This is a genomic window from Paenibacillus sp. MBLB1832, from assembly GCF_032271945.1.
In the GTDB taxonomy this organism is placed as follows: domain Bacteria; phylum Bacillota; class Bacilli; order Paenibacillales; family NBRC-103111; genus Paenibacillus_E; species Paenibacillus_E roseopurpureus.
In genome coordinates, this window is record NZ_CP130319.1 from 1,823,231 (window position 1) to 1,846,497 (window position 23,267).

Below are 23,267 nucleotides of genomic sequence, written 5' to 3' on the forward strand. Positions count from 1 at the left end.
CCTAATAGAGTTTGTCCACTGGTGGGGGCATAGCTCAAGCGAAAGCGCGGGAGGAAAGATTCTTCCTCTAGTTCTCACTAGGTAGTGGAGTTTAATTATTTCAGCTGCGTTCACTCCGTTGGGTGAACGCCTATTTTATTAGGTGAAAGTATAACGCAAACGCAGATGAATAAAGGGAATAAAGGGACTATTTGAATCCCCTAGAACTAGCACCGTTCGAAATTAAGACAATACGCATTAAGCGAAGGAACGTTAACGATTCACAGATACATACTGGCGGATCTAACCCAATTATAGGACAGACAAATTAGGTATAAAAAATAGGAAGCGAGACCTTGTAGAAAGGTCTTGCTTCCTATTTGCTCTAATAACAGCGTACCTCGTACACACCAGCAGAAGGATACCTTTGCTATCCTAACAATCGTATTAGCTTTAAATTATGATGGCGGGTGTTGATTTGAATTACAATTTTGTAGCTATGTGATATTTTTTATGACCCCTGAAGATAGTGGAGAAGCCGGTATGCGGATAACGCACACCGGTTTTTTTATAGTCAAGCATCTATAGAAGCTGACGTATAAAAATTTGGAAATAAATACTTGTCAATTGGGATGACCAATGCTAAGATAAACATGCAAAGATTATACAATATACAATATATTCACGATTGGCATGGAGCTAAATCTGGAGGTGAGAGGAAAGAGTAAAGTTAATACATACTCAAATCAATTACTGTTTTTGGAAGCTGGGTCAGGGAGTCGATTTCAAGTCGTTGATCACAAAGAAACATGTTTTCGTTGAAAAGTTTGGCTAATAGTCAACCAATAAATTAAATCCTGGGGGAAAATGCGAATGAAAAAATCAATGGGTATTTTATTAACGCTTTTTCTAGTCGTGGTCACGATTACGGCATGTGGTACTAGCAATACAAGTTCAAGTACTTCAGCCCCGGCAACAACAGCATCAGACTCATCTAAACCGAGCGAAAAAGAAAGCGCTGTCACAAAAGTTGTGCGAGTAGTCATTGCGGCAGCTGTCAATGACGTGGATAAAGAGAATAACAAGAAAATTAAAGACTTGTTTGAAAAGGTAAACCCTGGATATAAATTGGAATTCGTTGAAATGGACAATAAAGTAGAGAGCGGTAAGATAACAACCTTATTAAATTCAGGCGTGGATCTCCCCAATGCGATAAATATCAGCTCGGGGCCAGGCAGAGTCGCGGTACTATCAGGAGCCAATCTCATTATGCAGCTGGATGACTTCTACGCGAAGAACGGTTGGGCTGATAAATTAAATCCAGGCGCTTATAACTACATCTCTGGCAACAAAATATTCGAAGTTCCGAATGCGATTGATGCGATTGAAATCTATTATAACAAGGATATCTTCCAGAATCTGGGGATCGAAGTTCCTAAAACGAGCACGGATTTCATGAACGCGTTGCAAAAGATTAAAGCTTCCGGAATGACCCCAATCTCCGTCGGAGCAAGAGATGGATTCGCAAGCGGTTGGTTATTTGGAAACATTCTAGAAGCTACTGCCGGACATAAAACGGTCGACAAAGTGTTGTATGGCCAAGCGAAGTGGAACGATGATGCTTATGTAAAAGCGGTTGAAACTTTAGGCGATTGGGTTAAGCAAGGCTTTATCGATAAAGAATCCGTAACGATTTCGGATAATGACGCAAAAGCAAGATTTTTAGATAAGAAGCAAGCGATGATCGCGATAGGAACTTGGTTTATTACGGATATTATTGCGAAAAAAGCAGAAGAGAATGTTGGCATGTTCACTTTACCTTCCTTTGTAGCTGGTGAAAGTACGTTACCGACAGGAGGCCCGGCTAATTCATGGGTTATTCCGGCCAAAGTGAAAGATGTTGATCTCTCCGTCAAATGGATTAACTTCATCCTTTCGAACGATTATGCAAAATTCTTAGGGCAAGATCCGAATTCCAATTCCATTTCTGCCTCTAAAGCATTCGGAAGTAATCCACCGGTAGGTAAGCTTCTTCAACAAGCAATTAAATCGATTGAGCAAGGAGCCGCTTATAATCCGAGCGTTTTCATCGGAGCTGAGACGAAAAGTGCCTATTATCAAAACCTGCAAGGTATCATTGGCGGACTTGTGAAACCAAAGGATGCAATGGCGAACATTCAAGCTGGTGCTGACAAGGATGCTAGTGCCGGATTTAAATTAACAAAGAGCAAATAGCAGCTGATTAGTGGGCACAAGGAGGGAATAAGATGAGTCATCTTAATTCCCTTTCCCTCGCGGGAGAGGGGGATGAAAGAACTGTGATTGTGCAGCGTAGATCTCATGCAGTTGCATGGAGAAAAATGGTTACCGTTTTATCCTTTTTATTACCGGCCTTGTTTTTCTATGGTGTATTTATCCTTTATCCGATCGTAAAAGCAGTTCAACTCAGTTTTTTCGATTGGAATGGGAACACGGAACATATGAATTTCGTTGGTCTTCAGAACTATACGACAGTTATCAAAGATCAAATTTTTATCAATGCGCTGCTCCATAATATTGTTTGGGTACTGCTGGAGTGTGTCCTGGTTATTTTCCCCGTCCTGATTCTTGCCATTATGATTTCTAGTTTGAAAAAGGGGAGAATGTTTTTCCGGTCTGCTTTTTATTTGCCGGCTGTCCTTTCATTGCCTGTCGTTGCTGTCATCTGGGGTAAAATTTATGATCCATTTATTGGCCCCATCAATGCGTTATTGAAGATGGTAGGCCTGCCTCAAATGGCGCTTAACTGGCTAGGGGACCCCGTGACCGTATTACCTTCACTCGTAGTTGCCAGCATATGGGTGGCCTACGGTTTTTATATGGTCTTATATTTAGCGGGGCTTCAATCCATTGATTATACGCTGTACGAAGCGGCTGACATCGACGGAGCTAGCAAAACAGATAAATTTTTTCATGTTACACTGCCATCGTTACGAAACATCATGAATTTAGTCATTAGTATGATTATTATCAATTCATTGAAAAGCTTTTCAATGGTGTGGATCATCACGCAGGGAGGCCCCTTTTATAAAAGTGAGGTGGTTGCTACCTATGTATACAAAGCAGCTTTTAGTATGTTTAAAGTCAGTTATGGCGCAGCAGGCAGTGTAATATTGGCCCTTATCGTCATTGTGGTTACCGTTCTATTCAACTATGTAAGGGAAAGAAGGGAGAGTTCATGACTGAAAAGCTTCAATATGGTCAACTCCTGCTGCGGACCGTACTAACGATACTATTGATCATGTTGGTTACTCCGGTCATTTGGGTGATCTTGGGGAGCTTAAAATCGAATACGGACATATTAAATTATCCATTCGGTTTGCCAACATCCTTTTCTTTTCACAATTATATAAGCGCTTGGGAATTAGGACACTTCGGAAAATACTTGTACAATACGGCCTATGTCACTTTCTTCGGATTAATACTAGTCGTTTTTGTGGGATCTGCGGCAGGATATGCGCTTGCTCAGATTTCATTTAAGGGAAGGGATTTGGTATTTTATTTATTTTTAATTGGTCTTACCTTGCCGACCCAAACCATCATCATTCCGTTATTTTATCAATTAAAAAGCTTAGGGTTAGTCAATTCGTTGTGGGGAGTCATTTTCTCCATGGTGGGGCTTGGGATACCTTTTGGAATTTTTTTAATGAGGAACACATTTCGTGATTTGCCTAGGGAGCTGCGGGAATCTGCTTATGTAGATGGCGCTGGCGAATGGAGGACATTCCTTTCCATTATGCTGCCAATGGCCAAACCTGGCGTACTTGCATTGGTGATATTTAGCTTTATGAGCATGTGGAATGAATATTTGCTCCCGCTTGTTATTCTAATTGATCCAAGTAAATTTACAATAGCTGTCGGTTTAGGTGCGTTTCAAACGGAGCAAAACACGAATTATTCTGCTATTTTCGCAGGTTCTGTCATCTCCATGATTCCAATTGTACTTGTGTATGTCCTTTTTCAAAGACAATTTATTGAAGGTGTTGTGGCTGGTGCACAAAAAGGTTAAGAATTTAAAACAAACATAGGAGTGAAGAGACGATGGCAACAGTAACAGATTTAAGAGTTGGCACACACGTAAAGGATATGGAATGGGGTAAAATTCAATGGCTTTGTGGTCAAGAAATTGATCCAGAATGCGAAATGACGTTTGGTGTTGTCTATATCCATGCGGGTACTTCGAATCCAAGACATAGGCATCCCAATTGTGAAGAGTATATCTTTGTGCTATCCGGCGAATGCATCCACACACTAGGTGACGAGGAGTATCATCTTGAACCAGGCATGATGCTCAGAATTCCAAGGGATGTGTCACACAATGCCACTGTAGTTGGCTGGGAACCATGCAGAATGATCATTACATATTCAGCACCTGACAGACAGACGATCGGCGAATGAAAACGTAGTTGTCGAACTCGAATGGAGGAATAAGGATGACCAACTATGCCGTATTGATTGGCGCACTGGATACGAAGGGGATAGAGTTCCGTTTTGTGAAAGAAGGGCTGGAGAGACTTGGCATTCCAACGCTTATTATCGATGTGGGTGTACTGGATACGCCTTTGTTTGAGCCCGATATTCGGGCTGAGGAAGTTGCAGTTGCTGCTGGCACCACGCTCGAACAACTCCGCCAAATCAATGATCGCGGAAAGGCAGTCACTGCAATGGCAGAAGGAGCTTTTCAAATCCTGAAGCGTCTGGTTAGCGAACGCAGGGTTGGGGGTGTATTCGGGATGGGGGGAACTGCGGGTACGACTGTCGGCGCAGCTGCTATGAAAGCTGTTCCTATAGGCATTCCGAAGCTGCTCGTGTCCACGGTTGCTTCTGGAAATACACGGCCGTATGTCGGAGTGAAAGATGTAACCATGATGTATTCTGTCGTCGATATTGCAGGAATCAACAAGCTTTCACGTCGAATTTTAAGCAATGCTGTCTACGCTCTTGCTGGCATGGTCAAAGAAATACAAGCGGAATCGTCCATCCAGGAAGAACGTGTAACTTTAGGCATGACGATGTTCGGCGTTACGACACCTTGTGTGACAAGGGTTCGAGAAATATTAGAAACTAGAGGCTACGATCTGCTCGTGTTCCATGCAACGGGAGCAGGTGGAATGGCGATGGAAGAACTGATCGACGCGGGGTATATTAAAGGCGTACTCGACATTACAACGACGGAGCTCGCTGACGAATTGGTGGGCGGTATTTTCAGCGCAGGACCTCATCGGTTGGAAGCTGGCGCTAGAGCAGATATCCCTCAGGTGGTGTCTGTAGGCGCTATGGATATGGTAAATTTCGGGCAAACTGAAACGATTCCAGCCCAATTCAAGGATAGGCAATTCTATCAACATAACCCAACTACAACACTAATGAGAACAACGGAAGAAGAAAATAGAAGGCTTGGTACGATTTTGGCAGAAAAATTAAATCAAGCTTCGAACAAAACGGTGGTTATCTTCCCAAAAGGAGGGGTGTCGTTGCTAGACTTACCTTCCAAAGCATTCCATGGCCCAGAGCAAAGAGAGGCCTTATATAGCAGTTTAAAATCGACATTAAAACCAGAGATACCTTTTATCGAAACAGATTTTGATATCAATGATCCTTCTGTAGCTACTCTAATTGCAACTACCATGATTCGGCTTATGGAAGGAAATTCAAATGAATGAAGCGAGGATTCTTATATGGCAATCTCAAGACAAGAAATAGTAAGACGATTGAAAAGTCAGATTCACGAAAATAAAGCAATCATAGGTGCTGGAGCAGGCACGGGGTTATCAGCAAAGAGCGCAGAGGATGGCGGAGTCGATCTAATAATCATATATAATTCGGGAAAATACCGTATGGCTGGTCGCGGTTCTTTGGCGGGTTTAATGCCATATGGGGATGCCAATCAGATTGTAACGGAAATGGGGAGGGAAGTCCTCACGATCGTGAAAGACACTCCGGTTCTTGCAGGGGTTTGCGGAACGGATCCTTTTCGGAACATGGATGTGTTTTTAGAAGATTTGAAAAGATCGGGATTTAGTGGTGTTCAAAATTTTCCAACAGTTGGCTTATGTGATGGTGTTTTCCGCCAAAACTTGGAGGAGACAGGGATGGGGTATGCGTTAGAAGTGGATATGATTCGCAAAGCGCATGAGTTGGATTTATTTACCTCTCCTTATGTTTTTAATGAAGAAGATGCTGTGGCCATGGCTAAGGCCGGTGCGGATATGCTCGTCGCTCACGTCGGACTGACTACGAAAGGGATGATTGGAGCAAAAACCGCACTAACACTAGAGGAATCTATTGATATTGTGCAACGAATTCATGATGCGGGGAAATCCATTAATCCAGATATTATCGTTATTTGTCATGGAGGACCGATTTCAGAACCTGAAGATGCTGCTTATGTACTCGGCCAAACGAAAGGTGTTGTTGGGTTCTTCGGAGCATCGAGCATTGAACGGCTGCCTACAGAAGCGGCAATTTCTGATCAGGTAAGTAAGTTTAAAAGGATTAGCATGTCGTGACGAGGGGGGATCTCGTAGATGGTACAAGTAACGATGCTTAATTTCATGGCAGGAACCGACTTTATCGAATCCCTAAATACGCAGAAGAGTTGGGGAATCACTGTTCTGGATTTAAAGAACGAAATTTTCGGTAAATCACTTATTGATCTCACTGTCGCTGAAGCAAAAGAGGCTGCAAAAGCGATTGAGGATAGAGAAATGTCAGTCTATTGCTTTTCAACCGAGTTATTTCAAGATGATATAGAAATAGGTGAAAAGGCATTCAGAGCGAAATCTGTAGATAAGATTGAACAACTTCTTGAAACTGCCAGTATTCTAAAACCAACCGTCATTCGTTTACTTGCAGCACGCTCAAGCAAACGCAGCTTATTCTCCGATTGTACGGCATACGTGAAAGAGCATCATCCATGGTTGATACCGCTGTATAGAGAAGCTATTGATTGGATAAGTGGTCACGGTTATGAGGTAACGATTGAAAATGAGTGCAATCAGTGTATCTTTTCGAATCCCGAGGAAATGATTTCCTTCTTCGATGAATTGAATCGTAAGGATAGCGTTTATTTGACATATGACGTACAGAATTTATGGGAGATGGGTACGTATCCCTCCTTACAGGTGTATGAAGCACTTGCTCCATACATCGGGTTCTATCATGTGAAAGGCGGACAACAAGGAGAAAATGACAATTCTCTCGCTTGGAGTTCCAGCTTGGAGGACGCAACCTGGCCGGTTATTCCAATGACACAACAAGCAGTAACGGATGGGGTTAGTCCTATAATTTGCATAAATCCATCGCATGGCGTTCGTAAGCCAGGTTACAATTATGATGAAGTGGCAAAGCGAGATCTGGATTATCTCCGAAAACATATAAAAGGAGTATGCTAAGATGACCTATCAAAGGGAATTTACGAAGCGTTTGAGGATAGGAATTGTAGGTCTAGGTCGGCATAGTTATCGTAATATTTTGCCTGCTATGCATTATTTGCCTGTTCAAATTGCAGCAGTTTGCGATATTAACGAGGATCTAGCTAAGTTGACAGCCTTGCAATTCGGTTGTCGGCATTATAGTGATACTGCAAGAATGTATGGGGAAGAAGAATTAGATGCTGTATTCCTGTGTGTATCTCCCCAGCTGCATCCTAAATTGACCATGGATGCATTTGATAGGGGCATTAGTGTCTGGATGGAAAAACCGGTTGCGATGCGAGTACATGAAGTTGAGGAAATGATTTCAAGAAAGAATGGCCATACAGCAGTTGTTGGTTATAAAAAAGCATTTATGCCATCTACGGAAAAAGCAATTGAGATCGTAAATTCCGAGCAATACGGTCAGCATCATTCCAGTTTGGCTGTTTATCCGATGACCATACCTGATAACGGGCAGGAAGTTCTGGATAGCGGTAGTTATGTAAACTGGCTCGCCAATGGTATCCACCCCTTGTCGTTGCTTATTGCCGTTAGCGGAAAAGTTGAAGCGGTAACTGTGCGCCGCAACGCGAGTGGAAGAGGCGTATGCCTATTGGATTTTGCTAACGGCGTTGCAGGTAATTTTCACTTCGCTTCCGGTCCTCAACCGATTGAATCATACCGTTTTTTCGGGGAATCCTGGCACCTTGAAATTGAAAATTCTTTACGCGTTAAATTGCAAAGGGGAATCCCGTTTGATTATGAAAGTACCCACAATTACATTCCTCAGGGTACAGATTCCGGCGCTGTTATATGGGAGCCGCAAAATTGTTTGGCGACACTGGAGAATAAAGCCATATTTACGCAAGGCATGTATGGAGAAATGAAGTATTTCTGTGATTGCGTACTGGAGAATAGACAAGCAGAGCGAGGATCTTTGGAATTTGCCCTAGAGGTTATGAAAGTGTATGAAGCTGCCTTATTGTCCAATGGTAAAACTAGGGTCATCTAAGGTTGAAATATTGTATTTTGTATATTATGAGTTATAATATACATATATAATTATTTTAGAGATCGGCGGGAAGCGACGATGTTAGTAGGGAAGTTAGAAAAACAACCAATGAGGCAGGAAGTCTATAATAGTTTATTAAGCGGGATTGTTTCCGGTGAACTCGAACCGGGAAAACAGTTGGATGAGAAGGAGCTTTCGGAGAGGCTCGGCGTAAGTCGAACACCGATAAGGGAAGCTATAAATCGTCTTGCACAAGAAGGAATCGTTACGGAAATTCCCTATCGCGGAAACTTCGTAAGGCAGTTTTCACCTAAAGAAGTTAGGGATTTGTATGAAGTAAGAAAATCACTTGAAGTTATGGCGATTCGCTTAGCGATTGCGTATATGACAGAAGAAGAAGCAGCTGAGATATCTGAACTTGTACACCTATCGGCTACGGCTGCCAAAGATAATGATCTTTCCTCATATTCGAAGTATGATACACAATTCCATGATAAATTGCTAAAATGTTCAAGGAATGAAATTCTCTATCACATCATGTCTTCCATGAACACACAAATATTAATTATTAGACAAATGGCTAATAAAAATGATGCTGTTGTTCGTAGGGCACAATTCGAAAGGGAAAGTATTGAATTTGCGATAAGAACACGTAACGCAGATGTGGCTGCTAAGTTTATGGAAGAACATATTGATAACGTGATGAAAGATGTCATCTCACGTCTTCCCGAATAATTCGTAATTTAAAAAATCGCTTTGAGCGTAATATTGAAGAAAAAAACATGCGCTTCCATCAGGAGGCGTTGCATTTGACTAGTACACAATTTAACGATATGGCGAGTGAGATGATGTCTGCGGTCACACTTATCCACCAATTAGAATATGGTCTCGATTACCAACCAACCGTCCACTTGGAGCGAGTATGACCGATACCGCGCGTGAGATCAACTGATCGGCAGTATCAATAGCGTGTATTTATTAAAGAGCTCAATTCTTAATATATTACCGTTCTTGGTTACTGCAACGCGGCTTGCGATAAGTTGCAACCTGATATGGTTATTGGCGAAGTTACAAAGATTTACGAAATTTCGTAAACGAAGAACTATAGTCTAGGATCTACTTCGAGGTAGATCCTATTTTCCGTTTTTATTAAAGTAACGGGTATAGTTGAAAGATTGTTTACATCGCTTCGTGTCCACAACCTCAAAAAATCCGACAATACGGGCGAAGATTTGGAAGATTTGATCTCCATTGGGACGATCGGATTGATCAAAGCTATCGGATCCTTTTCCACGAACAAAGGGACCAAGCTGGCGGCATTTGCAGCACGTTGTATCGAGAATGAGATCTTGAAGCATCTGCGCTCCTTGAAGAAAACACGGAAAGATGTGTCTTTTCATCATCCGACCGGAACGGACAAAGAGGGGAACGAGATTACGTTGATCAAAATCCTCGGCAGTGAGGCAGACGATGTGGTGGACGCGGTGCAGCTGAAGTTTGAGAAGTCGAAGATTTTTCGCAATCTAGAGATTTTGGACGACCGTGAGAAGGAAGTTGTCGTGGGTCGATTTGGATTGGAGTTAGGTGGAGAAGAGCAGACGCAGCGGGAGATTGCGAAGGAGCTGGGGATTTCGCGTTCGTATGTTTCGCGGATCGAGAAAAGGGCGCTCATGAAGTTGTATCATGAGTTTTATAAGGCGAAGCGGTAATAAGGGTATTACTTCGAATAGATCTTATTTTTAATTTGAAGGATTTTAGAATCACCATACTGGAAACGAGAAAAAATAAGAATACAGAACTCCATGTAAATTATTTGTCAGTTCTCTTTTTTGGGAATCATTAGAAAGAAATTGGATATAACCAGAAAATATTAATAGCATATTTCCTTGATCAACTTGCTGGTGTCGGCAGGATCGGATTGGGAAATGAATGTCTGTTTACTTCTGTAAACAGCTAGCGCGGTGAGCCGCTTTGTCCTAACCGGCAAAGCGGCTTCCGTTTTTTTCGGAGCCTGTATGCATTTTACACCCCCTGTATGATAGTTGATCACAATCTTTTCTACAATATTCTTGATTGAGAAGGTGGTGGCCATTTTTAGAGCTTGGCCAGTCGGTTGGTCAGCAAGACCGACCGATTCGCAGGATCAGACGGACGATAATGACATTCTTGATGTCTGGCAGTGTGATGTGCCAGATTTGTCTGAAACGACTGGCGCCATCCATTTTTGCTGATAAGTAAAGTGGAGGATCTACGCCAGTGATGGCTGAGAGAAAGAAAGATAACCGTTCCCCCAGCCAGCTGTAACTTGCTCGGATTGTGTCGAAAGCGACAATTTACAACATTGATGGTGTTTATTCAAGATAAATTGACCAAGATTTGCGATAAATATGGTCATCTTGAGGGAAGCGTACCGATCTTTAAATTCCGTTATAGGATGTTCCTTTCTCCACATGCTACATTTAAATTAGCGGAAATACACAACCATCATATTAGGAGGAAGAGAGAGATGAGCAGATTCCCAGATCAATTTGTATGGGGGGCAGCGACCGCTGCCTATCAAGTGGAAGGTGCTGCTTACAGCGGCGGAAGGGGATTATCAATATGGGATGTCTTCTGTAAGACGCCAGGCAAAGTATTCAATGGTCATAACGGGGATACAGCCTGTGATCAATATAATCGGTATAAAGAAGACATCGCAATTATGAAGGAACTAGGAATTAAGGCATACCGCCTTTCCATCAGCTGGCCACGGATTATTCCCAATGGAGTAGGACAGGTCAACGAAGAAGGAATTGCTAACTATGATAGATTGGTAGATGAGCTGTTAGAGAACGGGATCGAGCCTTATGTTACCTTATTCCATTGGGATTTCCCTTATGAGCTGTACAAGCTGGGGGGTTGGTTAAACCGGGATGTAGCCGAATGGTTCGGTGAATATACAAAGATTGTCGTCAAACGACTTGGTGACCGAGTGAAATATTGGATGACACAAAATGAACCGCTCTGTTACATCTACTATGGGCATTATGAAGGTTCGATGGCTCCCGGATTGAAGCTTTCTTGGAAGGAAACTCTACAGATTGCACATAACTCCATGAGAGCCCACGGAAACTCAGTAATGGCAATCCGCTCTGCCTCTAAGCTTCCCAATATCGTAGGGTGTGCATCCAATGGCCGATATGCCTCGCCATACTCCGATCGGGCCGAGGATGTTGAAGCTGCTCAGCAATACATGTTCGGAACCAATATCCCAGACAAATTTACGGTCTCCATGCTTCACGAGCCCATCATCTTCGGGCATTATCCGCAAAGTATGTGGGATACACATGGGGCCCACATGCCTGAGATCGAGGATGGCGACCTGGAGATGATGTGCCAGCCTATGGATTTCCTGGGGATCAATATTTACGCGGTGTTGACGTCCGAGGTTACTTCCATTGGTCCTTGCTGGATAACTTTGAATGGCAGAAGGGTTATTCCATGCGTCTGGGGTTAGTGCATGTGGACTTTGCCACACAGAAGCGCACCATCAAGGAATCCGGATATTGGTACAAAAGGGTTATTAAAACCAATGGGGAAATCCTGTAACAAATGTCAAACCTATGAGCACGGGGCTGGAGATGAACATTTTTAATGAAAATAAAAAGGATTTTAATTTGTTTCTGGTTCGTCCTTTATGTCAGTCTAAGCTGTTCCAATTTCGTACTTGGGGCAACCCCAAATGTCATGCAGAATGGAAGTTTCGAAGAAATTGATGACAATGTACCACTGATGTGGTCACATACCGCTTGGAAAACGGAGAGTGAGATAACAGGTTATTCTGTTGTCAACGGAGGGGCACATTCTGGAAATTACTATGTATCCATTGAAAACAAACAGGAGAATGACTCCCGTTGGATGCAAACGGTACAAGTAAAGCCGAACACCTTGTACAAGCTCTCTGCCTGGATCATGGCCGATGGGACAAGAACGAACAGTAAAGGGGCGCTTCTAACGGTCGACGGTATCATGTCCACATCGGAAGATGTTCACGATACGAATGGGAGATGGAAATTTGTTGAATGGTATGGCAGAACAGGAACCAAACAAAGTCAATTAATTGTCAATGCGAGATTGGGATTTTACGGGAGTCCCAATACAGGTCGTGCCTCATTTGATGACATTACTTTGAAGGAGGTAGAAGTTGCGCCTTCAGGAGCAACAGTCACCACATTCGATCAAGGGATGTCAGATCAACCTGTGGCTGCATCCAAGGAAGATCGGTCTGCAAACGACATTTCAATAAGTCCAATACTGCTGTTCTCGGCATTATATGTTTTATTATTTGTGATACTTTATCGAATCATGAGAGTCAACCAACAACCTCACTTAAGGTCCAATGAAAATAAGTTGATGATGATCATTCTAGCAGCAGCGTTCATGCTTAGGATGCTCCTTGCTCCATTGTCTATTGGACACGACACGGACATCAATGTATTTAAAGCATGGGCTAATCACGCTTTTTCTGATGGATTATCCCAATTTTATAATGGAAATGTTTTCGCTGATTATCCGCCCGGCTACATCTATATTTTGTATCTTATTGGAGGCTTACAGAAGTTATTTTCGCTTGGGAATGTTGCTTTTACCGTTCTTATTAAATTACCCTCGATGATGACCGATCTTATGATCAGTTCTTTCATCTACCGCATGGCTAAAATAAAGTTTCAGCCCAAAACTGCCATTTCTTTGGCTGTCTTATATGCCTTTAATCCAGTTTCTATCGTAAATTCGGCCGCTTGGGGGCAGGTAGATGCATTTTTCACGATGGTTATCTTGTTTGCCATGTACTTGGTTGTCCAAAACCGATTACCTCATTCGGCAGTTGTTTTTGCACTCGCCATTTTAATAAAACCGCAGGCACTCATTTTTACTCCGCTGCTGTTGTTTGTGTTGTTACGTCAAAAAAGCCTGTCTGTTTTTGTGCGCAGCGTGGTGTATGGCCTTTCGGTAATTGTATTATTGTCACTCCCATTCACGCTGCATAAATCGGGAGGGCCTTTGTGGTTGTACAAGCTTTATCTCAGCACACTTTCCCAATATCCGTATGCTAGCTTAAATGCTTTTAATATATATGACTTGATGGGTGAGAATTGGCAGCCAGTATCCAAAACATTCTTATTTATTCCGTACAGTGCTTGGAGTACGATCTTCACAGCTATCGGCTTGATTTATTGTGCCTTTCTCTACTTTAAAAGTAAAGCGGATAACAGCAAATTGTATTATATAGGCTTCTTATTTACGGCAATCATGTTTATGCTTTCGGTTAAGATGCATGAGCGGTACCTTTTTTATGGATTACTTCTTGGACTTATGAGTTTTCTCCATACGAAAGACCGCCGGCTGCTGTTCATATTCGCAGGTTTCAGTATCACGCAATATGTGAATGCGCATTATGTGCTAATGAACAGCTGGGCAAAAGTTTTTCAAATTAACCGCTTTGATTTTTTCGTATTAAGCGTTTCTTTGGCAAATACATGGCTGTTTGCAGCTTTAATCAAAGTTGGATGGGACATTTACATAAAAGGAAAAATTGTTGGGATTAAACCCATTAAACCCATGGTATCTGGTAATTCTAGATATGCTTCGCAACCAATTTCGGAGCCAGAATCAAAGCTAAACAAAAGAGACGCTCTCTTGATGCTAGTTCTAGTTTGTGCTTATTCCTCCTTCGCATTATTTAATTTGGGGTCGAACCTAGCACCAGAAACGTATTGGAAGCCGGCAAATGCGGGTGAAAGTTTGGTTATCGATTTAGGACAAATTCAGCCAGTCGAGAGAGTTAACAGTTTCGCTGCACTAGGCAACGGATCGTTTAAGCTACAGATTTCGCAGAATGGTCTCAATTGGGAAGGGGAATATACGGTTAACAGAAATGGCGGCAACGTATTTACTTGGCAAAGCCTACTGATTAACCAACCAGCACGCTATATTAGGGTAAAGGTGGAAACACCGGGAACCCGCTTAAATGAGCTGGCGATTTTCAGCAGTGGGAGTGAACAGCCGCTCCAGATTCACAATGTAAAGGCAGAGAACATCAGCAACAGCTCGGAAGGCAGCATTGAGAACCTGTTTGATGAACAAAAGGAAGTCTCCTATAAACAATCGTATTTGAACAGCATGTATTTTGACGAGATATACCATGCTCGTACGGCTTATGAGCATACCCATCAACTCGAGCCTTTTGAAAGCACACATCCCCCTTTGGGTAAAATATGTATTGCTGTTGGAACGTGGATATTTGGGATGAATCCATTCGGATGGCGGATTGTTGGAACCGTGTTTGGTATCATGATGATACCCCTCATGTATGTTTTCGCGAAGCGGCTGTTTCGTAAAACGGAATATGCATTTATCGCCTCGTTTTTGCTCGCGTTTGATTTTATGCATTTCGTACAAACAAGAATTGCAACGATTGATGTGTATGCGGTATTTTTTATCATGATGATGTTCTACTTTATGTACCGTTATTTCAATATGAATTTCTTTGTAGACGGCTTAAAAAGAACTTTAATACCACTTGCGCTGAGTGGACTGTTTTTTGGCTTGGGTGTAGCGTCCAAATGGATTTCATTGTACGCGGGGGCGGGTTTGGCTCTCATTTTGTTAATCTCCTTAAGAGATAGATACATCGAATACAGAGAAGCGCAGTGTGAATGCGATAAATCCAATGCAAAGAAAAAAAGTGGTAACAAGCAAGCGGATCTTGCACGAAGCCAATATAGAATAAGCGTGTTCCCAAAATTTGTGATGATAACGGTCGGTTGGTGCGTAATATGGTTTATCATCATTCCGTTGCTAATCTATGTGATGTCGTATTTGCCATTCATGATGGTGTCTGGACCAGGACATGGGCTGGCAGACGTAGTCAGCTATCAAAAACATATGTACAATTACCATAGCAGCTTGAAAGCAACGCATCCATTCTCTTCGAGTTGGTATCAATGGCCTACGATGGAGAAACCGGTGTGGTATTACGGAGGTCAGGAATTGCCTGATGGAAAAACCTCGTTGATCGTGGCTTTGGGCAATCCTGTAATTTGGGGATGGATCGGGATAGCAAGCGTTCTATTGGCTTCATGGATCGGGTATAAAAACAAGGACAGGCGCATTTTATTTATTTCCGTTGCGCTTGGCTCCGTATATGTGCCGTGGATGCTTGTAGCAAGGTTGACTTTCATATACCATTTTTTTGCTGCCGTTCCGTTTATGATTTTGTGCATCACGTATGTGATTATGTATGTTAAAGAAAAGGCCCTACAGGACAAGAGAGCTTCTAGCAAAAGATGGGCTAATGGAATTGTTTATGGATATTTAATCTTAGCTTTCCTTTTATTTATTCTCTTTTATCCTATTTTGTCTGGAGCTATCGTTGATCGGGAGTACGTTGACACTTTTTTGAAATGGAAAGATTCATGGCAGTTTTGATAAAAACGAAACTTAAAGCCGAGTCCTGAATCAGGATCTCGGCTTCAAGTATTAGTCCATTTGGAACGGGCTGTGAGTGCGGATCAATTTGTTCGAATGAGGTCAATTTGATCAATACCGATCCATGCTCCGGCATTCGCATCGGTATAAGCGCCAACCTCAATTTTACCATAACCATTGGCAATAACGATGTTATCGATAGTTACCTGAGTCCAGCTAGAGTTATCCGGGGTAGTAACGCTCAAATCGGTTCCGCCGAATTTCTTGGCTACGATCATGCTCCTGGTAAAGGTTCCGCCGCGTCTGACCCATACCGTAAGTTTGTAAGTGCCATCCGATAGACCTGTGATCGTCTGGAAGGTATAGATATTGAAAGCACTGGCATAATAGTGCGTCAATCGGTTGTTGCCGTCATGTGCGTATTTATCAACATAATCCGCATTTGGCGTCGCGCTGCTGGTGGTCCAACCAGTGATGGTCTGGGAGTTCAGCGCATCCTTCTCGAATCCACCGTTTACGACGAGGGATTTGAAGTTTTCCGGCCAGAAGGTGATTCCGTATGTGCCAAGGTTCGTTATGAAGTCCGCTGTAAAGTTCATGCCCTGATCCACAACCGGTATGCGGTAATTGAAGGTCATCCAGTTCATCCAGCTGATGCCCAAGGTTTCCTTTGACTTGATTAGTGGCATCATATTAACGTAATTCACTGGCGTACGCGTACCCGAATCGCTTAACAATTCCGTGCAGATAATGGGGTATCCGGCGTCTCTCCAGCTCTTGGCAGTAGTGTCTTCAGAAGTAGAACTATAAGTATGATAGCCGATGGAGGCGTTGGAGTAGTTAATACCTGTTGTATTTTGAATGGTCGTTAAGTCAATCACAGGCCTGGTTGTATCGCCACCATAGTACTGAGATGTGTTAGGGACTGACCACATAATAAGGTGAGTATTCGGAGCTAGGTTCCGGATGTAATTGTACATATGCTCCTGGGAAGCTGCATTGGTAACGGTTTCATTGCTTCCCTCGTAGATCACATGTGTCCGATCCTTATAGCGAGGAGCGTAAAATGCCCAGAAACGGTCCGCTTGAGTCAAATTGATCTGGGTCGTGTAATTTTCAAAGCCGGTATGCCAATTTACGATGGCATAGATGCCGTCTTCCTCCGCCCAGTTGACGACAGTATCTACGGTACTAGAGACAGAAGCTGGGTCAAGGGTTTGATATTGGTCATAAATGCAAATTCGTACCACATTCAGATGGTAATCTCTCGACAAGGAGCGGAAATATTCGCGGAATTGAGTCGGCTCGGCCTGCATCTGGGTAATAGCGCCCGGGGTGATCCAGAAACGTCCGCCACGGAGCGGCTTGCCATCATCGGTAACCACGTTCCCATTCTGAATATTAACCCTGTCTCGTGCTGTGGATTGGGCATGGGTCGTTGTAGCAAAGAAAAAGAGACTGATGAGCACGAATAACAGGGATAATACCAAGGTCAAATTCGAAACAGAAAGCCTTTTTCCATAGATGGATTGAGTCATTAACTGTACCTCCCTAAATTTGTGGGTTATACCAATGCCATGTCAACAGGCGATACCACCTCCTTTCAATGGTTAATTTCTGTAAGCGATTTCAAATTATTGTGAATATAGTTTGACGAGGATGACCGGCTGGATTCGAGTAAATTCGACATTCGCAATTAAACAAATCTATCGGCTGATGTATTCAAAGTAACACGATGCTCCTTCACGAACAATGATACGATTGCAAGATTGGATAATGTTTTCTTAACAGAATAACCCACTCTGGTTAAATGAAACCAGAGTGGGTTATTTTAACCTGGGTACTGCCCATCTCGATATTCCTGAGGGGTGACTCCGTAATATTTGCGAAATAACTTGATGAAGTAGGAAGAATTCTGATATCCAATTTTGTTGCAAATTTCATAGATTTTATCTGATGAATGCTGGAGTAGGTAGGAAGCTCGCTCCATTTTTAAACGAATAATATAGTCGCTCAGATTCTCGCCGGTTTCGGTCTTGAAGATTTTGGACAGATATACCGGGTGGAGATGAACATGATCAGCTAATGCCTGAAGCGTCACATCTTCCCCTAAATGGACGTTCACAAAGTTTTGCAGCTCTTGAACCACGTTGTTCTTACCTGCTGCCATGCTCTGGCTCAGGTCCTCGAACAGCAATTCCGTTACATGAATCGCCCAGTCCTTCAGTTGTTTCACACTTTGGAACGCCATGCTAGAAATCAGTGGCTCATAGGCATGGCCAAGCAAGTATTCCATTCGCTTCCCGCTCTTATGGGAAAAGTAGGTAAATGCCGAGGAAAAGTAAAAATACACCTCAAGTAAATGTTCCCTGGAATCCCTCCAATGCTCTTCGAGCTCCAAGGTGATCATTTCAATCTTCTCCAGAACGGGCTCCTTCTTGCCGATATCCAGGAGCTGCATGAGCAGCGGCGGCTCATAGAGAACCTGCAGGGAGCGGACAGGGGCAGTCTGCTGAAGCTCGTCTGACAGGGTCAGAAAGATATCCTCATCGTTACCGACATTGCGGCGAATAGAGGATACGGACCTTTGATACAGGTCGGAGACATCTTGGGGGAAGACACCCCAAGAGCTAACCACCATGGACACTTTTCCTTTCAGAAAGGTTCGTACATTGTCTTGAACCTTAATGGCCGTCTGTTGAAGCAGAATTGGGCTGTTCAGGCTCTCAGGATTCAATTGCTTCAGCCTTGCTTCTTTCTCTTCGTCCAGCTTAACAATCAAGACAAGATAATCGTGGGGGTCCTTCCCTGCCAGCAGGTGGAAGTGGTCACTTAAGGTTTCTTCGGCGATGTTGCTAATGGCATATTCAAACAAGTCCAGGCTGGCTGGATCAAACTTGGTGAAATGCTGCTCGAGACGGATGACGATAATGGCGAACTGGTCCCCTGGATAAAAGGGTTTATTCAGCAGCTTGAGCTTATATTCAAGTTCTTCATCCTTAAACTTTTTACCTTTGAGCAGATCGTTTACCAGCGTGGAAAGAATAGCTGGCGCTTGTTCCTTTAGAGTGGAAGAAGCCTTATGGAGGGAGGACATTTGGGCCCATTCCTGCCTTAGCTGGTCCGCCATCCGAACGACTGCTGAGATAACTTCGTCGTCACTAGCGGGTTTCACCAGATATTCGGATACTTGGGAGACCATGGCTTCCCTGGCATAATTAAAGTCGGCATGGCCAGAGTGTACAATACATTTGGTTCTCCTGTTGGACTCTCTGAGTTTCTGGATCAGTTCCAATCCACTGAAGCCTGGCATCCGAATATCCGTAATGACAATATCGATGGCATGGGTGTTCATCAGTTCAAGAGCCTCCATTGCGGAATAGGCACGATGAACCTCCTGAATATCGTATTGACTCCATGGGATATTTTCCGCTAAGGTATCAGCAGCTAGCCATTCATCATCAACGATGAGTAAATTGAACAAGATTTCTACCCCCTTCTTATAAAATTGGCCATGATAGACTGATTTTCAGGCCTCCAAGCTCCGATGGTATTGCTGCCACTTCGGCCTGTTCTCCCCAGTGAAGCAGCAGACGCTGGGCAACGTTCCAGACACCGCACAAATCATCCTCATTCCCTGAATTCGTCATGGCTTTATTGAGCCTTAGTCGGGCTTCCTCCTTCATACCGACCCCATTGTCCTCCACATCAAGTCTATAGAAACCGTCCTTCATCTCTCCGGTAATCCTCACGTAACCCGGGTGAACGTTAGGCTCAATTCCATGAATAATCGCATTCTCTACCAGGGGCTGCAGGAGCAGTCTCGGCAGCTCGATGTTCTCCATCTCCTTTGGAATCTGGATGTCGTAACTCATCTTACGGAGTCTCAGCTTGTGAATCTCCAGATAGTTCCGGATCAGCGTTATCTCCTCATGTAATGTGCTCAGTGGATTCCCCAGTCGGGTAGTGTACCGGTAATACGCCCCTAAGTTTAATGTCATGGAGATGATCATCTCCTCGTCCCCTCTCTTGGCGCTGTTCTGAATAAAGTTAAGGCAATTATAAAGAAAGTGCGGGTCAATCTGGGATTGAAGCTGCTTTAATGTCGCTTCCTGAAGCCGGATTTTGGATTCGTAGATGGTTTCAATCTGTTCCTTGATTTGCCGGGCCATTGCGTTGAATTGAGTGATCAGAATATGGAATTCATTCTTGGCTTGATAGTCAATCTGAGCAGAATAATCACCCCGCATCAAGGTCCGGACACTGTACATCATCTTGGCGATAGGAGCCTGTACGTTCCTGTAAATGGTGAAGGATAATGTGAAACCGACCACAATCAAGAATAACAGAATGGCTGTAAAGATCAAACTGATTCGCTTAATAGGGGATAGTACAGTGTTAATGGGCACATAGTCAGTCAAGTACCATCCCAATGTCTTGGACATCTTATAGGTGATCAGATACTTGTTTCCATTCCATTGCGTCGTTATATGTCCGTTGGAGGATAAGTCGATCCCGTCTAAGCTTGCAATCAGTGGCTCGATATTCTTGGCTTCACTTTTGCTATTAAGGATAGGCGGTTGATCTGGCATGTATAGAATCGGGTCGTGTATATTCCCGCTAGCACGGAATGTATCCAGCATTTCCATCAAATTTCTTTTGGAAAAAGTGATCTCCGTTATAGATTGGTAATAAAAAGGCAGCTTGCCAGCGGTATAGATGGGGTCGGTAAAATGACGGATAAAATAGGAATCACTTCCGTAACGCTTATCCGGAGCATGGAGCTTCCATGTCGGGGTCAGATTAGCACGAATATAATTTTCGTTATATGTGATTGAATCATCACTGGATACCACTTCTTTAATCCGTGGGGCGAAAACGGTGATTGAATTGTTCCAAGAACTGGATGTACTATTTAATTTAAGCTTCTCCACAATCGTATTCCTTGTCGTATATTTATCATAGGGAGCTTGGAGAGTTTCATAGTTGAGAAAGCTCCGAAGAGTGGAATCCCGGTTCATGGTAATTGCGTAGAAGGACAACTGGTCAGCGGTCGTGTCGATCTGGTTGGCAAGGAGGGATAGATAGGTTTCACTTGACTTCAGGATTTCATTTCTTACCACCTCGGTGCTTGTCCGGGTGCTGTAATAGATTAGGATCAGTGTCGGCACAAACAAGATGATGAGTATAATATTGATCTTCTGAAAGATACTTAACCGGATTCGCATGTCTCCTGATCCTCCCTTTATCAGTTTTTTACATTTATCATAAAGGGAAACTTAACAAGAATAAAGAACAAATTCTTGGACTAATTCAGTATTACTTAAAGATATCCATAACGAAATGAATCGTTTACAGGCATTCTCTACTTGAATTACAATGATGGTGGAATCAAATCAGATATGAAATTGGGGGGGAATTAGGGATGACAAAGAAACCAAGATACAAGAAAATAGCAGCCGCATTCTCAGTATTGCTTATATCCAGCGTTCTCTCCGCCTGCCCAAATGAAGGCCCTCCATTGGAAAATTCGGGCATCGGCATAGGCAAATTTGATCCTCCTGTTACGATTACAACAGTTGGATGTATGAATAATACGATACTGTTTTTAAATAATGAAAATCTAACGGATAACATTCATACTCGTTGGGCTAAAGATGAACTTGGCATTAATTTGGCATATAAATGGGTAACGACAACGGATCAATGCAATAACAAGATACGCTTATATCTTGCAACCAACGACAAGCTGCCGGATGTCATCAAGATTGCTAATAATTCCAGCGATGATCAATTGATTGCAGACCTTGTTGACTCTGGTAAGCTGTTAGATATCCGAGAAGCCTTTGATAGGTATGCCTCGGATAAGCTCAAAGCTATTTTCAAAAGAGATCCTTCCTATTGGTATCAGGTGAATAAAGATGGGCTGCTGTATGGATTTCCAATTCTTGAAAGGGAGCATCAGAACGAACCGGTCTTGTGGGTTCGTCAGGATTGGTTGGATCAGCTCCATATGGAGGCACCACGGAATTTTGACGAGTTGGAAAAGGTAATGGAAGCCATGTATAATACGGACTTCGGTCAAGGTCTTCATAACCCTCCTTTAAGTATTAGCTTGAAGGAAGGTCCCGTACAATGGCGTTCCGATGCTAGTTGGCTGTTCGGGGCCTATGGAGTAATCCCAACCTTCTGGAATAAGTGGCGAGGCGAGAAGCTGGAATATGGTTCCATTCAACCGGAAGTTAAGACTGCGTTGGCGAGACTGCAGAGTTGGTTCAAGAAAGGATATATTTCACCCAACAGTGCGCTCATCGTTCCCAGCAAAGCGGACGAAGACTTTCGCCAAGGCAAAGCAGGTATTATTGCAGGCCCTGTCTTCACGGCGACGTCAACGATCCGTTCATCAACGGGCTTGCTCAAGAACGAACCGCTAGCCGTCGTTAAGCCATATCCCATTCCTGCCGGTCCGACTGGAAAGGTTGGCAAGAGGGATTCAAGAGTTCCGAACGGCGCATTGCTCGTTAGCAAGGATTTTAAACATTTGGATGCCTTGTTTCTTTATTTAAACAAAATTTACGAATATAGCGACCCCGAATGGGGGAGCAAGTATGAGAATGGCTGGAAAGAAGGCTACGACTATGTGATCAAGGACGGGAAGGTAAGCCGAAACCCAGCGGATAATCCTGCAGGCTTTAGGGTAAATATAAATTCATATTTTCTCACAACAGGACAGCCTATTGATCCTTTGCTGGAATTTAACGCCAGACTCAAATTTTACGAAGGAGGCATGCCGACCACGCCCCTCGAAGAGCAAATTTATATTAATTCAGCGGACCTTACCAAAAAAGAACCTTCAACGAATTTGGAATGGATGGCAACAAAGATTATTAAGGACCAGAAAGCTGCGTCAATCCGGAATCTCTTCTTGGGTTCTCAGACGGAGACCATGCGGCAAAAATGGGAGGCTCTGTCCAATCTGGAAAGAGATACATTTCTGAGAATTATTTACAATAAAGATAGTGTAAATGAATTCGATAACTTCGTAACCAGATGGAAGGAAATGGGCGGGGACCAAATTACCCAAGAGGTGAATGATTGGTATCGGAGTGTTTCGTCCAAATAATTGAAAATGGCAGTTTAGACTAAGGACAACCCTCGATGATTTAACTCTTCGAGGGTTGTTTGATGTTTGGACAAGTTTAAGATTATCATATCGAATGTTGCAATGATGATATATCCGTTGGAGAAATGGAATGATAAATTTAAAATATGGCGGATAGCTTGATGGGTAATCAAAAGGAGGGGTGATGGTGTTCATGTATACGGTTCCATATTGGGAACCGTAAGTGGATGCA

At 43.1% G+C, this 23,267-nt stretch carries 17 protein-coding genes and 1 pseudogene; 14 read left to right on the forward strand and 4 right to left on the reverse strand.

What is annotated here, in order from left to right:
* Positions 1–852 precede the first annotated feature (852 nt).
* The 10 genes from MJB10_RS08105 to sigK all read left to right on the forward strand — a co-directional run bounded on the left by MJB10_RS08105 (position 853) and on the right by sigK (position 10,154).
* Positions 853–2,214, forward strand: a complete 1,362-nt coding sequence (locus MJB10_RS08105) for an ABC transporter substrate-binding protein (RefSeq protein WP_314803307.1) — start codon at positions 853–855, stop codon at positions 2,212–2,214.
* A gap of 32 nt (positions 2,215–2,246) precedes the next feature.
* Positions 2,247–3,200, forward strand: a complete 954-nt coding sequence (locus tag MJB10_RS08110; protein ID WP_314803309.1) for a carbohydrate ABC transporter permease — start codon at positions 2,247–2,249, stop codon at positions 3,198–3,200.
* Positions 3,197–4,027, forward strand: a complete 831-nt coding sequence (locus MJB10_RS08115; protein WP_314803311.1) for a carbohydrate ABC transporter permease — start codon at positions 3,197–3,199, stop codon at positions 4,025–4,027. The genes MJB10_RS08110 and MJB10_RS08115 overlap by 4 nt, the downstream gene beginning before the upstream one ends.
* A 32-nt stretch (positions 4,028–4,059) precedes the next feature.
* Entirely contained in the window at positions 4,060–4,416 is a 357-nt protein-coding gene (locus tag MJB10_RS08120; RefSeq protein WP_314803313.1) for a cupin domain-containing protein, read from the forward strand.
* Positions 4,417–4,451: 35 nt separating this feature from the next.
* Entirely contained in the window at positions 4,452–5,681 is a 1,230-nt protein-coding gene (locus tag MJB10_RS08125; protein ID WP_314803314.1) for a Tm-1-like ATP-binding domain-containing protein, read from the forward strand.
* Between the two features lie 15 nt (positions 5,682–5,696).
* A complete protein-coding gene (locus MJB10_RS08130) occupies positions 5,697–6,527 on the forward strand; it encodes a phosphoenolpyruvate hydrolase family protein (protein WP_314803315.1) in 831 nt (276 codons plus the stop codon).
* 18 nt (positions 6,528–6,545) lie between these two features.
* Positions 6,546–7,412: a sugar phosphate isomerase/epimerase family protein gene (locus tag MJB10_RS08135; RefSeq protein WP_314803317.1), complete on the forward strand. Its 867-nt coding sequence runs from the start codon at positions 6,546–6,548 to the stop codon at positions 7,410–7,412.
* Position 7,413: 1 nt separating this feature from the next.
* Positions 7,414–8,445, forward strand: coding sequence for a Gfo/Idh/MocA family protein (locus MJB10_RS08140; protein WP_314803318.1), 1,032 nt, complete (start codon positions 7,414–7,416; stop codon positions 8,443–8,445).
* Positions 8,446–8,523: 78 nt separating this feature from the next.
* Positions 8,524–9,180: a GntR family transcriptional regulator gene (locus MJB10_RS08145; RefSeq protein WP_314803319.1), complete on the forward strand. Its 657-nt coding sequence runs from the start codon at positions 8,524–8,526 to the stop codon at positions 9,178–9,180.
* Positions 9,181–9,575: 395 nt separating this feature from the next.
* On the forward strand, positions 9,576–10,154 hold the full coding sequence (gene sigK, locus MJB10_RS08150) for an RNA polymerase sporulation sigma factor SigK (protein ID WP_397386618.1): 579 nt from the start codon (positions 9,576–9,578) through the stop codon (positions 10,152–10,154).
* 420 nt (positions 10,155–10,574) lie between these two features.
* On the opposite strand, the pseudogene MJB10_RS08155 reads toward sigK, so the two are convergent.
* Positions 10,575–10,718, reverse strand: a pseudogene (locus MJB10_RS08155) (ABC transporter permease subunit); the annotation flags it as partial.
* A gap of 233 nt (positions 10,719–10,951) precedes the next feature.
* Between MJB10_RS08155 and MJB10_RS08160 the strand changes: the two are divergent.
* The 3 genes from MJB10_RS08160 to MJB10_RS08170 all read left to right on the forward strand — a co-directional run bounded on the left by MJB10_RS08160 (position 10,952) and on the right by MJB10_RS08170 (position 15,912).
* Positions 10,952–11,941, forward strand: coding sequence for a glycoside hydrolase family 1 protein (locus MJB10_RS08160; RefSeq protein WP_314803321.1), 990 nt, complete (start codon positions 10,952–10,954; stop codon positions 11,939–11,941).
* Positions 11,890–12,033 (forward strand): family 1 glycosylhydrolase, encoded by a 144-nt coding sequence (locus MJB10_RS08165; RefSeq protein WP_314803323.1) that lies wholly within the window; start codon positions 11,890–11,892, stop codon positions 12,031–12,033. The genes MJB10_RS08160 and MJB10_RS08165 overlap by 52 nt, the downstream gene beginning before the upstream one ends.
* A gap of 138 nt (positions 12,034–12,171) precedes the next feature.
* Entirely contained in the window at positions 12,172–15,912 is a 3,741-nt protein-coding gene (locus MJB10_RS08170; RefSeq protein WP_314803325.1) for a glycosyltransferase family 39 protein, read from the forward strand.
* Positions 15,913–15,995: 83 nt separating this feature from the next.
* Here the strand turns inward: MJB10_RS08170 and MJB10_RS08175 are convergent, their stop codons facing one another.
* The 3 genes from MJB10_RS08175 to MJB10_RS08185 all read right to left on the reverse strand — a co-directional run bounded on the left by MJB10_RS08175 (position 15,996) and on the right by MJB10_RS08185 (position 21,140).
* Entirely contained in the window at positions 15,996–17,450 is a 1,455-nt protein-coding gene (locus MJB10_RS08175; protein WP_314803326.1) for a cellulase family glycosylhydrolase, read from the reverse strand.
* Between the two features lie 293 nt (positions 17,451–17,743).
* A complete protein-coding gene (locus MJB10_RS08180) occupies positions 17,744–19,396 on the reverse strand; it encodes a response regulator (protein ID WP_314803328.1) in 1,653 nt (550 codons plus the stop codon).
* A 16-nt stretch (positions 19,397–19,412) separates the two neighbouring features.
* The gene (locus tag MJB10_RS08185; protein WP_314803329.1) at positions 19,413–21,140 is read right to left on the reverse strand and encodes a sensor histidine kinase; all 1,728 of its coding nucleotides are present in this window, start codon (positions 21,138–21,140) and stop codon (positions 19,413–19,415) included.
* Positions 21,141–21,337: 197 nt separating this feature from the next.
* Here MJB10_RS08185 and MJB10_RS08190 point away from each other — a divergent pair, with 197 nt between their 5' ends.
* Entirely contained in the window at positions 21,338–23,035 is a 1,698-nt protein-coding gene (locus MJB10_RS08190; RefSeq protein ID WP_314803331.1) for an extracellular solute-binding protein, read from the forward strand.
* Positions 23,036–23,267: the final 232 nt, after the last annotated feature.

Excerpts from the sequence above, each read along its gene's own strand:
- MJB10_RS08135 (WP_314803317.1), top strand. The coding sequence starts at position 6,546 with ATGGTACAAGTAACGATGCTTAATTTCATGGCAGGAACCGACTTTATC.
- MJB10_RS08160 (WP_314803321.1), top strand. The coding sequence starts at position 10,952 with ATGAGCAGATTCCCAGATCAATTTGTATGGGGGGCAGCGACCGCTGCC.
- MJB10_RS08190 (WP_314803331.1), top strand. The coding sequence starts at position 21,338 with ATGACAAAGAAACCAAGATACAAGAAAATAGCAGCCGCATTCTCAGTA.
- MJB10_RS08105 (WP_314803307.1), top strand. The coding sequence starts at position 853 with ATGAAAAAATCAATGGGTATTTTATTAACGCTTTTTCTAGTCGTGGTC.
- MJB10_RS08185 (WP_314803329.1), bottom strand. The coding sequence starts at position 21,140 with ATGCGAATCCGGTTAAGTATCTTTCAGAAGATCAATATTATACTCATC.
- MJB10_RS08115 (WP_314803311.1), top strand. The coding sequence starts at position 3,197 with ATGACTGAAAAGCTTCAATATGGTCAACTCCTGCTGCGGACCGTACTA.
- MJB10_RS08110 (WP_314803309.1), top strand. The coding sequence starts at position 2,247 with ATGAGTCATCTTAATTCCCTTTCCCTCGCGGGAGAGGGGGATGAAAGA.
- MJB10_RS08170 (WP_314803325.1), top strand. The coding sequence starts at position 12,172 with ATGCAGAATGGAAGTTTCGAAGAAATTGATGACAATGTACCACTGATG.
- MJB10_RS08145 (WP_314803319.1), top strand. The coding sequence starts at position 8,524 with ATGTTAGTAGGGAAGTTAGAAAAACAACCAATGAGGCAGGAAGTCTAT.
- MJB10_RS08175 (WP_314803326.1), bottom strand. The coding sequence starts at position 17,450 with ATGACTCAATCCATCTATGGAAAAAGGCTTTCTGTTTCGAATTTGACC.
- MJB10_RS08130 (WP_314803315.1), top strand. The coding sequence starts at position 5,697 with ATGGCAATCTCAAGACAAGAAATAGTAAGACGATTGAAAAGTCAGATT.
- MJB10_RS08120 (WP_314803313.1), top strand. The coding sequence starts at position 4,060 with ATGGCAACAGTAACAGATTTAAGAGTTGGCACACACGTAAAGGATATG.
- MJB10_RS08140 (WP_314803318.1), top strand. The coding sequence starts at position 7,414 with ATGACCTATCAAAGGGAATTTACGAAGCGTTTGAGGATAGGAATTGTA.
- MJB10_RS08125 (WP_314803314.1), top strand. The coding sequence starts at position 4,452 with ATGACCAACTATGCCGTATTGATTGGCGCACTGGATACGAAGGGGATA.